At 65.9% G+C, this 11,437-nt stretch carries 6 protein-coding genes; 1 reads left to right on the top strand and 5 read right to left on the bottom strand.

Going from position 1 to position 11,437, the window contains the following annotated elements; translation table 11 throughout:
- The 3 genes from HY699_17410 to HY699_17400 all read right to left on the bottom strand — a co-directional run.
- Positions 1 to 344: hypothetical protein (locus tag HY699_17410; protein MBI4517585.1), on the bottom strand; the 344-nt coding region annotated here is incomplete at its 3' end.
- Positions 345 to 1,175: 831 nt separating this feature from the next.
- Complete coding sequence (locus tag HY699_17405; GenBank protein MBI4517584.1) at positions 1,176 to 1,778, bottom strand: ankyrin repeat domain-containing protein; 603 nt, start codon at positions 1,776 to 1,778, stop codon at positions 1,176 to 1,178.
- Positions 1,779 to 2,008: 230 nt separating this feature from the next.
- A complete protein-coding gene (locus HY699_17400) occupies positions 2,009 to 3,328 on the bottom strand; it encodes a hypothetical protein (protein MBI4517583.1) in 1,320 nt (439 codons plus the stop codon).
- A gap of 147 nt (positions 3,329 to 3,475) precedes the next feature.
- On the opposite strand from HY699_17400, the gene HY699_17395 reads away from it, so the two are divergent.
- On the top strand, positions 3,476 to 6,697 hold the full coding sequence (locus HY699_17395) for an AAA family ATPase (GenBank protein ID MBI4517582.1): 3,222 nt from the start codon (positions 3,476 to 3,478) through the stop codon (positions 6,695 to 6,697).
- A gap of 141 nt (positions 6,698 to 6,838) precedes the next feature.
- Here the strand turns inward: HY699_17395 and HY699_17390 are convergent, their stop codons facing one another.
- Together HY699_17390 and HY699_17385 are read right to left on the bottom strand one after the other, a co-directional pair.
- On the bottom strand, positions 6,839 to 9,478 hold the full coding sequence (locus HY699_17390; GenBank protein MBI4517581.1) for a VCBS repeat-containing protein: 2,640 nt from the start codon (positions 9,476 to 9,478) through the stop codon (positions 6,839 to 6,841).
- Positions 9,479 to 9,523: 45 nt separating this feature from the next.
- Positions 9,524 to 10,924 (bottom strand): class II fumarate hydratase, encoded by a 1,401-nt coding sequence (locus HY699_17385; protein ID MBI4517580.1) that lies wholly within the window; start codon positions 10,922 to 10,924, stop codon positions 9,524 to 9,526.
- Positions 10,925 to 11,437: the final 513 nt, after the last annotated feature.

Below are 11,437 nucleotides of genomic sequence, written 5' to 3'. Positions count from 1 at the left end.
TGCTTGCCGGCCGGCGTGTCCGCTCGCGTCGACACCAGGCCGAACTTGATCTGATTGCCATCGACGGTGCCTTCGATCTCTGCCGGAGTGCCGTTGCCCATCCCCTCCAGTGCGATGGTGCCCGTGAGAGCGCCGCTGGGGTCGATCTGAAAGCGCGCCGTCCACTTCCCGCGCGACTTCTCCGCATTGTCGCCCGCCGCGTCCGCGCCGATCCGCCACGTGCCGTTGGCATTGATGATGGCCCGATCCGGCTGCTGGGAAGCGCCGGGGATCGCCCGGCACAGTCCCAGCGCAAGACCCAGCACCGCCATCCGCATCAGTCGTTGTGTGCCGCCGCCCGTCATAGTGCCGTTCCTTTCTCTCTCGGGCGCTAGCTGCCACTGCTGCCGCTACACCCGATCGACAATGTGATCGTCCAGTAGCACGGATCAGTGAATGTACAGGGTAACGAAAAGGTACCAAGTACTTCGTACCGGTCCTGGTCCTACAGGACCCAGTACCAGTACCAGGACCGGTACTAGGACCAGGACCGCTCAGGGCCGTGGTCGCCACCGCGCGCCGCGAGCGCCAGCCACCGTGGCCTCAGCCAAGGGCATGGCAAAGAGGGTCTTCAGGAAGTCGTGTGGGTAGGAGATGGGGTTCGTCGTGGTGGAAAGGCCGCATGGGACAAGGGTTTGATCGTTTCGGACTGAGCCGAAAACTTGGCATGATTTGGCGATGGCCAAACGACGACGGCGGCATGGCGAGGCCGGCGCCGCTCCCAACCGCCTTCCACACCCCAAGGGTGAAAAGTCACCCACTCGATTTCTAAAGAGGCGGAATAGAAAGCTGCCGGTCGACCGGGAAGGAATTCACCGCAGAGGCGCAGCGGACACCGGGGTGAGACACCGAGCCCCAGTGCTGCGCAAGCCGCTCGGGGCAGGGTGGTCGCCGGGATCGCCGGCATCCGCCTCTTCCACTTCGGGCCTTGGCGGCTTGGCGCGAGACTGCTTCTTCTGCTCTGTCTTCCGCTGCACGCAGTTGGGGCCGGCAACGCGCCGGTCTGCCAATAGGCCCCCTGAAGTCCGTCGGCACTGCGGTCGACCGGCGCACCCCGGCGCTCAAGGGCCTAACGGCAATCGCTGGCAGACTAGTGGGGTGTCAAGTCGCGTCGGCCGCGACAGGGCTGCGAGGGCCTACTTGGCGCCGGGGCCGCGGCACGCCTCGGTTCCCGCAGCGGCGCGCTCTTGGGCCGTGCGTCCCTCTTGGTCCTTCAACGTCGGGTCGGCGCCGCGCTGCAGCAACAGCGCTGCCACCTCGCCGTGGCCTTTGGCGCAGGCCACGATCAGCGGCGTGTCGCCGAATTGATCGCGGCCGTTCACGTTCGCTTTGTGGTCGAGCAGGAAGGCCGCCACCGCCTGATGATTTCCAAGGGCGGCGTGCAACAGCGGGGTTCGCTGTTGCACATCGCCGCGATCGACGGCGGCGCCGTTCTCGATCAAATAGCGTGCGATATCGAGGCGCCCAGCTTCGCAGGCGAAGCTGAGCGGGGTGCGACCACCGGCGTCCGCCTGGTCGAGGGCGGCGCCTTTCTCATGGAGCCAGCGCACTAGCTCGAGGTTGGCAGCGTCGAGCACCGCGAGGAGCACGACCGAGCGCCCGATGTCGTCCTTCGCCGTCAGCTGCGCGCCGCGCTCCAACGCGCGCTCGATGGTCTGGCGGTCGGCGCGGCTGACGGCATCGAGTAGACGCTGTTCGACCGTGAACGGTTGCGGGACGCGGGGCTCACCTGTTCCCATGACCGGTTTTCGCGCCGCAGCGGCGGGGATGCTCGGCGACGGACGGGGGGTCGCGGCAACCGGCGGCGTCGGTGCTCCCCGGCTACAAGCTGCCAGGAGCAGCGTCGGAACAAGAACCCCACGAGCGGCGCGAATCGGCAACAGGCGCATGCGCCGTGTGGTCTAATCGGTTGCGGGAGAAGAGTCGAGGGCCCGCACCGGCCCTCGACTCGTACGTTGCAACGCGGGACTCAGGCGCCTGAGACCGCGTCGTTGATCAGCGGGGCAACGATCTGCATGCCGGGATCCTCGTTGTTGTAGTAGTTCTCTTTCTCGACGATCCGGCTCTGCTGGCTGTTGGTCACCCACTTCGTGAGGAACGTCTCGAAGGGCAGCATCCCGCTCGGGCACTTCCAGGTCTGTGTCCACGGCCACTCGAGCGCCTCGTACCAGTACTTCTTGCGGATGGTCGGGCAGGCGTGGCTGCCGATGAAGGTGATGATCGACGAGCAATGGCTGTCGTTGATCGGGCGGTGCCACGGGACGTGGTAGCTGTAGTTCGACTTGGTCTTGATCTGGTTGATCAGATTGGTCTGGTCCTGCCGCCACTTCGACAAGATCCCGCTCTGCGTGATCCCCGGGTAGAAGCGCTCGTAGGAGAAGCGGGAGAAGTTGTAGTCGCTGGAATACCCGGTGTACGCGAACAGATCGCTCGGGAACTCCGTCGCCACCATGAGGTTGATGCTGCCGAAGTCGTTCTGGTTAAAGGTCGCCGGGAGCTGATTGTAGAGCGACTGCAGGTTCCACTGGGTCTTGATGAGGTCATGCAGCGGCCGTGAGTTGTAGGTGGAGTTCGGCGCCGGGAAGATCGGCCCGGAGTCGTTGAGCATGTAGCCTTTGGTCGGCACCAGCGTGCGGCGCGCCTGGTAGTACACAGCGCTACTGGCGACGCCACCGGCGCTGAAGCCGGTGATGAGCAGCTTGTTGATGCTCGGGAAGCGGGTGTGGAGGTAGTTGAGCGCCGCGATCGTGTTGTTGTAGCCGTTGTGGCGGAACACGATCGGCGGCTGCAGGCCCGCCGGGTCTGTGTAGGTGACGACGCGATTGCCCACGTGGACGTCGCCGGTGCAGTACGGCATGTACACAACATCCCACCCGTAGGTGGCGATGTTGGTCTTGGACCGGAACGGCGGAATGCCGGGGTCGGCGCCATTGACCATTGGCGAGACGTACTCCGCCTTGAATTGCGTGATGTAGTCAGTCGGGATGCCGTTCGGGTTCGAGGCCCCGAGGATGCCGGCCTGCCCGCTGCAGGTGGCGTAGTCCCAACACGCGCCGCCGCCCTCGAAGGAGATCAGCAGGTTGTTGGAGGTCGGAGAGTCGTAGTACCAGAACCGGTACTGCGAGCCGTTACTGCAAATGGCACCCGGTAGCTCGACACGCTGCCAGGCGTAGTTGTTGCCGCCATCGACGACGTCTTCGATGCCGATGGCGTACGCCGGCGTGCTCGCCATGCCGCTTGCCAGCAAGGCGATGCCCAAGATCCCGATTCTTGCCCTGATGTTCCTCATAATCCCTACTCCCCCTTTCTTGGTGGCGTCAGCCGGAATTGGCTTTGCCCATTGCGGGGGAGCCATGCCATACTTGGAGCCGTGAAGCTTGAGCAACTCTTGATCATTACTTGATGAAACCTTGGCGTTACCCGTGGATCGACCCCGATGATACGCACCTTCGGTGACTTTGAGCTGGACGAAGATCGCTGCGAGTTGCGCTGCTCGGGTGCGCTGGTGCCGGTGCAGCCCAAGGTGTTCAACTTACTCGCCTACCTGATCCGGCAGCGCGAGCGGGTGGTGACCAAGGAGGAGTTGCTGGAGAAGTTGTGGCCGGGGGAGTGCGTCAGCGACTGGTCGCTGAGCACCTGTGTGCGGGCAGTGCGCAGCGCAGTGGCGGACGATGGCGCTGCTCAGCAGATCGTCAAGACCTTCCACGGGCGGGGTTACCGCTTCGTGGCTGCGGTCGACGAGCTTGACCGCCCGCGCGATCGACAGGAAAGGTCTCTCGCTCCGGCCGCGCAGCGGGGGCCGCTGGAGCGCCGCACCGCCGAGGTCTTCGTCGGCCGGCGCTTCGAGATGAACCAATTGCACGCCACCTTGGATGCCGCGCTGGCGGGCCATGGGCGCCTGGTCATGCTGGTGGGAGAGCCGGGTATCGGAAAGACGCGTACCGCGGAGGAACTGGCCACACATGCCGAGGGACGCGGGGCCCAGGTGCTTTGGGGCCGCTGCTACGAAGGCGATGGCGCGCCGGCGTTTTGGCCATGGGTGCAGATCATGCGCGGGTACGTGCGGCGCCGTGATCCGGACGCGCTACGCCGGGAGATGGGCGCGGGCGCGGTCGAGATTGCCCACATGCTGCCGCTGGTGCGCGAGCGGATGCCGGAGATTCCTGTATCCCCACCGGGCGAATCGGAGCAGGCCCGCTTCCGGCTCTTCGACAGTATCGCCAACTTCCTTACCAATGCCGCGACGGCGCGGCCGTTGGTGCTGATCCTCGATGACCTGCACTGGGCCGATCGCCCGTCGCTGCTGTTGCTCCAGTTCCTGGCCCGCGCGATGGAAAGCTCGTCCCTCTTGGTGCTGGGCACGTATCGGGACATTGAGGTCACCCCGAAGCACTCGCTTGCCGACATCCTCGGCACCCTCTGCCGCGAGCCCCTCTACGAGCGCCTGGCTTTGCATGGCCTGCCGGAAGAGGACGTGCAGGCGCTGCTGAGCACCTGGGGCACTCAGGAGGTGGCGGGGACCTTTGCGCGCTTCATCGCGCGCGTCAGCGAAGGCAATCCGTTCTTCATCAAGGAATTCTGCCGCCACCTGGTCGAGGAGAATCTCGTTGTGCGCGAGGGTGGCCGCTGGGTCGAGCACGTTTCCGCGGGTCAGCTGGCGATTCCGCAGGAGATCCGCGTCCTGATCGAGCGGCGCTTGGCGCATCTCAGTGCCCCCTGCCGGCGGCTGCTGACGATTGCCGCGGTGATTGGCCGCGAGTTCGCTCTCCCCGTTATCGCTCGGGTATGGAGCAAGCTGGGTGGACCGGCCGAGGCCGCGGAGCCGGCGGCGCTTGAACTCTTGGATGGCGCGGTCGCCGCCCGCATCCTCGACCCCTCGCCGCGCCATCTGGGCAGGTACCGGTTCTCGCACGCGTTGATCTGTGAGACCTTGTACGACGACTTGCCTCCGAGCGACCGGGCGCGGCTGCACCGCCATGTCGCGGAGTGCTTGGAGGACTTCTACCGCGCCGATCTCGAACCCCACTTGTCGGGCTTGGCTCATCACTTCGTGGCGGCTGCGGCGGGTGGCGGCGATAGCGAGCGGGCCATCGTCTATTGTCTACGAGCGGCAGAACGCGCGAGCGCGGCGCTGGCATACGAAGAGGCGGTGGCACACTACGAGCGCGCGCTGCAGGTGCTGGCGCTGCAATATCCGGTCGACGAAACTCGCCGCTGCCATGTGCTGCTCGCTCTCGGTGAAGCCTGGTGGAAGGCGGGCGAGCCGCGGCGGGCGAAGGATTCGTTCTACCGGGCGGCGGAACGTGCCCGGCGGCTGGGCGCGGCCCAGCAACTTGCGGGTGCAGCCCTGGGCGTCAGCCGTTGGGTCGAGATGGGCGTCGTCGATGGTTCGCAGGTGGCATTGCTGGAGGAGGCCCTGGCCAAGCTCGGCAAGGGCGACGGCGCGCTGCGCGCGAAGCTGCTGGGCAGCTTGGCTCACGCGCTGCGCTGGTCCAATAGCCACGAGCGCAGAGCCACGCTGAGCCGGCAAGCGGTCGCCATGGCCCGCCAGGTCCGCGACATGGCGACGCTGGCCTGGACGCTGAACAGCACCCACTGGGTACGCGGGCCGGAGGACGCCGAAAACCGGCTGGCGGCCACCGCCGAGCTGCTGCGGCTGGCCGAGCAACTCGGCGATCGCGAGATGGCGCTGACCGGCCATTTTTGGCGCGTGGTTGAACTGCTCGAGCTGGGCGACATTGCCGGCGTCGATAGCGAGATGGACTGTTACATCGGTTTGGCCGAAGAACTGCGTGATCCCTTCTATCTCTGGCTGGTACCGGTGCACCGCGCCATGCGCGCCTTGCTCGACGGCCGTTTCGAGGACGCCGGGAAGCTGGCGGCTCAAGGCCTCGCCGTCGGCCAGCGGCTTGATCAGCAGGACGCGTTGTTCCTGTTCGAGGTGCAGATGGCGATATTGCGCTTCGAAGAAGGCCGACTCGATGAGATCGACGGCGCCCTCAATGGTTTCGTCGAGCGCTACCCGTCGATTCCGACGTGGCGTTGCGCGCGCGCCGAGCTGTACAAGGAGCTGGGTTGCTACGAAGAAGCGCGGCGTGAATTCGATGCGCTGGCGGTGAACCAATTCGCCGATCTGCCCCGCGACGACGTTTGGGTCGCTGCCCTGGCAATGCTGGCGGAGGTGTGCGCCTTCCTGGGCGACGCGCCGCGCGCGGCGATCCTTTACAACCTACTGCTACCGCACGCCTCGCGCTGCGTCGTCATCAGCTACGCCATTGCCAGCTTGGGCTCCGCCGCGCGCTTTCTCGGCGTGCTCGCCACCACCATGCAGCGCTGGCACGAGGCGGAACGCCATTTCGAAGAAGCCATGGCCATGAACGCGAGGATCGGCGCCCGTTCGTGGCTGGCTAGCGGACAACATGACTACGCCCGCATGTTGCTGGCGCGACACGCACCCGGCGACCACGAGCGGGCCGTCGCGCTGCTGCATCAGGCCATCGCTACCGCCGAGCAACTCGGCATGTCGGACCTGGCCGGCAAAGCATCGGCCCTCAGGCGCGAGGTCGAACTGGCGGTGGCGCAGGCTGGTTGTCCGTCCGTGACAGCGCCAAAGGCGAAAGCTTCACGGCGTCCGCAAGCCGGTGCGGCCGGCCGCTGAGTTGCAGATTGCCTCGGGTAGGTGCCGCCGAGAAATCATACGGCAACGATAGCTCGGCGGTTGGCGCAGCCGCTAAGTGCACTACACACGGGATGGGGCTGTTGTCGTAGCTGCGTTCGCCGGCTCCGGGCTTCAGGCTCGTCATCTAGGGTGACGCAAACGACTCCTCCGGCAGGCCGGGACCATTAGCAGCAACCCGACGAGCAGCCACGAGCCGGGGGCGCGCTTCCCCTCCGGGCTGATGGCGCAGCCACCGCCACTGCCGGGCTGCTCGCGCGCCACCGAACGCGTGGCGGTAGCCGGCGGCGGCGGCGTGGGCGTGCCCGGCCCAACAGTTTGCGTCGGTGTGTAGCTTGGCGTGGCCGTCGCCGGCGGTGGCGGCGTAGGCGTGCCCGGCCCAACGGTGTTCGTTGCCGTAGGCGTATATTCGGGCACGCTAACGCGCGTAACGTTTCGCAGAAGCATCACATCGGCGCCGCCGGAATCGGACACCAAAACGTCCGCGAGGCGATCGCCATTGAAGTCGGCCAGCGCCAGAGCCGTCGGGGCGCGGCCGACTGGGATGGCTACTGCGCTGCCAAAAGAGCCGGTGCCGGTGCCAGCATAGGTTACCAATTCATCTGTGGCCTGGCTCACCACCAACAGGTCGAGATGGTGGTCGAAGTTGAGGTCAACGGTCGCAATTGCCACCGGGTCAAACTGGTCGTCGAGGATGCCGATGCTCTCAAAGCTACGGTTGCTGCGGCCGCGCCAAATCTCGACGTTGTGGGCGGCGCGGCTGAGCAACGCTGCGTCGATGAGGCCATCCTCATCGAAATCGCCGAGGGCTAACGCAGTCGGCTCCCGCGATAGTGCCTTAGCCGCGCTGGCGGTGAGATTCCCGCTTGTGTCCGCCAGCCAAGTCATCAGAGCCGGCGGTTGTGACAGCGCGACGACCAGGTCTGTTCTGCCGTCTTGATTTAGGTCCGCGCCGGCCAGTGCAACCGGTGAGCCGGGCGTGTCCAACTCAACCGCTGTGGGGAGCACCCCGGAGCGCCCGAGCATGACTGCGAGGCGACGGGCGGCGGACTCGGCCGCAACCAGGTCCATCGCGGCATCGCGGTTAAGGTCCACCGCCAGCACTGCCCCGGCAACTCCGGTAAGGGCGACGGCGGCGGGTGCGGCGAGCCCGCCCCCGATCTGTCCTGCGAGAATCGAAATCTGATTAACGCCATCGTTCGCCACCGCAACGTCAGGGTACCCGTCTCCATTGAAGTCGCCCAGTGCCGCCGCCACCGGCGTCGGCCCCGCCGCGAAGCTCTCCAAATCCCGCAGCGCGCCGCGGCCATTGCCGCGCAGGAGCGAGACGTTACCGCTGGTATCCGTGAGTAGCGCATCACTGAAGCCGTCGCCGTCGCTGTCGCCGCTCGCGGCCGCAACGACCGCTGGTGGCACGGCGAACTGCGGCGCGCCGGCGAACGACCCTTTCGTTCCTCCGCGCAGCAAGGTTACGGTATCAGAGTCCGGATTGACTACGGCCACGTCGGCCGCATGAGCCTGGTCGCTGTCGAACTGCCCGAGGGCTAGCCCAGCCGGTGCCCTGCCGGCACCGAACAGGTTGACACGGGTAAAGGAGCGATCGGTCGCTCCGGCATACACTTCCAACCGATTGGCCCCGGCACATACCACCAGCAGATCGGCCTTGCCGTCGCCGGTTACCACTTGGTTGCTCTCGCTGGTATCGGCGGCGAGCGCGAGCGCGACTGGGCTTGGCCCGGTAGCTAGGGAAGGCCCTGCGGTGAAGTTGCCGCTGCCGTTGCCCACTAAGATGCTGACGGTGTCATCGCCGCCATTGGCTACCGCCAAATCGAGGCGGCCATCTCCACCGACATCGCCCGCCGCCAGCGCCGCTGGTTCATGACCAACAGCGATCGCAGCCGGGGCCCTGAAGCTGCCGTCGTCCTGCGCCAGAAGAACGGACACGGTGTCATCCCCGCGGTTGGCGACCGCCAGGTCCGGCCGCTCATCGCGGTTGAAGTCGGCAAACATAAGCGCTTGGGGGTCGGCGCCGACCGTGACGAGGGTGGGCCGACCGACCGTTCGACCTACGAGGTCGAACACCTGCACACTGTTATTCGCCGCGTCGGTGATGGCGAGCCGGCCTCTGGCGGCGGCCACTGCCACTGGGCCCTCACCGGCCGCCAGCACTACTGGTGCGGCGAAGCTGAAGTCGCCGGCACCAAAGAGAACGCTGAGACTTTGCTCGGTCGTACTCACCGCCACCACGTCATCTGCGCCATCGCCGTCGAGGTCCGCCACCGCGAGCGCCAGCGGGTTGGAATCAACCGCAATCGGTTCGAGCGGCGCGCCAAATGTTCCCGTGAGCCTGCCCGGCAAGATGCGCACAGCGTCCTCGCCGGCCGCAGCGATGACGAGGTCCGCCTTACCGTCACCGTCAAAATCGCCCGCGGCAAGCGCGCTCGGCCCCAGGCCCGCGGCAAACCGTGCTGCCAGGCGAAAGGCGATGGCCTCGCTTGCGACCGTAGGCGTTGGCGTCGAGGTGGGCGTCGGTGTGCGTGTGGGCCGGCCGGAGATCGGAGTTCGAGTCGGTGTGAAGGTTGCCCGGTTGGCACTCGGAGTTTGCGTCGGCGGGCGGGTTGGCAGCGAGGTGCGTGTCGGCAGTGGAGTACGTGTTGGCACCGGGGTGCGCGTTGGCAGCGAGGCGGCACCGACGGACGCAGCCGCAAGCAGCACCACCGACGACAACGCGCCCGGCCGCAGCCATGCCTTACGCCTGTACATAATCGGCACCATTGGCCACGGGCGCGGGTTTTTCAACGACAAAGTTCAGGCGCGGCCGCCTTCGGTCAACTTCTTCAGATCGAGGATCTGGTCGAGACGCTCGGGCGGCATCAACTGTTCCTCGGTGATGACCTGGCGCAGCGACTTGTTCTCGGCCAGGGCCTTCTTGAACACCTTGGCGGCAGCGTCGTAGCCGATCACCGGTGCCACCGCCGTCACCAGCGAGGCGGTATGCTCGCCGTAGGTACGGCACTGTTCGGCATTGGCGATGATGCCGCGCACGCACTTGTCGGCGAAGACGGTAGCGGCGTTGCCCAACACCTCCAAGCTCTCCAACAAGTTATAGGCAATCACCGGCATCATGACGTTGAGGTCCAAGTTGCCGTTGAGCCCGGCCACGGTGATGGCAGCGTCGTTGCCGATGACGTGGGCAGCCACCATGTTGACCGCTTCGGCGATTACCGGGTTGACTTTACCCGGCATGATACTTGAGCCCGGCTGGGTGGCCGGCAACTCGATCTCGTTGAAGCCGGTGCGGGGACCGGAAGTGAGCAGGCGCAGATCGTTGGCGATCTTGAGCAGCCCGACAGAGATGGTTTTCAAGGCGCCGGAGAGCTCGACGCAGGCGTCCTTGTTCTGCATCGCTTCGAAAACATTATCGGCGCGCTTGAACAAATGGCCGGTCAGCGCCCGCAGCTCCGTCACCACTCGGGGCGCAAAGCCCGGGTGGGCGTTGATGCCGGTTCCCAGTGCCGTGCCGCCGATGGGTAACTCCGACAGGTGCGTGCGCGCGTTCTCGATCCGCACCACCCCGTGGCGCACGACACTGGCGTAGCCGGAGAACTCCTGGCCGAGCGTGACCGGAACCGCATCCTGGAGGTGGGTGCGGCCGGCCTTGACGACGTCTTTGAACTCCTCCGCCTTGGCGTGGAAGGCGTCCGCCAGCGCGCGCAGTGCCGGCAGCAAGTGCTCCTCCACCGCCTCCATTGCAGCCACATGAATGGCAGTGGGAAACACGTCGTTGGTGCTCTGGCCCATGTTGACGTGGTCGTTCGGGTGAACCAGCGCTTTGTCGCCGCGGTTGCCGCCGAGGATCTCGATGGCGCGCGTGGTGATCACCTCGTTGGCGTTCATGTTGGTCGAGGTGCCGGAGCCGGTTTGAAAAACGTCGACGACGAACTCAGCGTCGAACCTGCCCCCGGCGACTTCGAGCGCAGCTTGCTCGATGGCGCGCGCACGGCGCTCGTCGAGCAGTTTGACCTGCAAGTTGGCGCGGGCCGCCGCCGCCTTGATCAACCCCAGAGCGCGAATGAAGCGGCGCGGAAAACGCAGATTGGAAATGGGGAAGTTCTCCACCGCCCGCGCCGTCTGGGCGGCGTAGTAGGCCGCGGCGGGTACCCGCATTTCACCCATGCTGTCCTTCTCGATGCGAAATTCGTCAGCCATGACTCACCTCCGGGTAGTGCTGAGAGGTGCGACTACCAAACGAACGTGGCGTTGGCGAGCCCCGCCCTCGGCGAGGGCTCTGGGCTCCAGTCCTCGTAACCCGAACGCGCCCCCGTTGCGGGTGCCTCTGGAAAGTCATTGCCGCCGCCAGCAGCTGCATCACGTCGAGGGCGCGGGCTTTCTTTTCCATGCCCTTGGCTGAGGCCACGGTGGCGGGCGCTCGCGGCGCGCCGTGGCGACCACGGCCCTGCAGCGGTCCTGGTCCTAGTACCGGTCCTGGTCCTGGTACCGGTCTGGGTCCTGTAGGACCAGGACCGGTACGAAGTACTTGGTACCTTTTCGTTACCCTGTACATTCACCGATCTGTGCTACTGGACGATCACATTGTCGATCGGGTGTAGCGGCAGCAGTGCCCGCTACCGCCCGAGAGAGAAAGGAACGGCACTATGACGGGCGGCGGCACACAACGACTGATGCGGATGGCGGTGCTGGGTCTTGCGCTGGGACTGTGCC

Source organism: Deltaproteobacteria bacterium (assembly GCA_016210005.1).
In the GTDB taxonomy this organism is placed as follows: domain Bacteria; phylum Desulfobacterota; class Binatia; order HRBIN30; family JACQVA1; genus JACQVA1.
Note: the sequence above shows the minus strand (reverse complement) of the source record. Positions and strands in the feature narration are given on the sequence as shown.

Excerpts from the sequence above, each read along its gene's own strand:
- HY699_17405 (MBI4517584.1), bottom strand. The coding sequence starts at position 1,778 with ATGGGAACAGGTGAGCCCCGCGTCCCGCAACCGTTCACGGTCGAACAG.
- HY699_17395 (MBI4517582.1), top strand. The coding sequence starts at position 3,476 with ATGATACGCACCTTCGGTGACTTTGAGCTGGACGAAGATCGCTGCGAG.
- HY699_17385 (MBI4517580.1), bottom strand. The coding sequence starts at position 10,924 with ATGGCTGACGAATTTCGCATCGAGAAGGACAGCATGGGTGAAATGCGG.
- HY699_17390 (MBI4517581.1), bottom strand. The coding sequence starts at position 9,478 with ATGTACAGGCGTAAGGCATGGCTGCGGCCGGGCGCGTTGTCGTCGGTG.
- HY699_17400 (MBI4517583.1), bottom strand. The coding sequence starts at position 3,328 with ATGAGGAACATCAGGGCAAGAATCGGGATCTTGGGCATCGCCTTGCTG.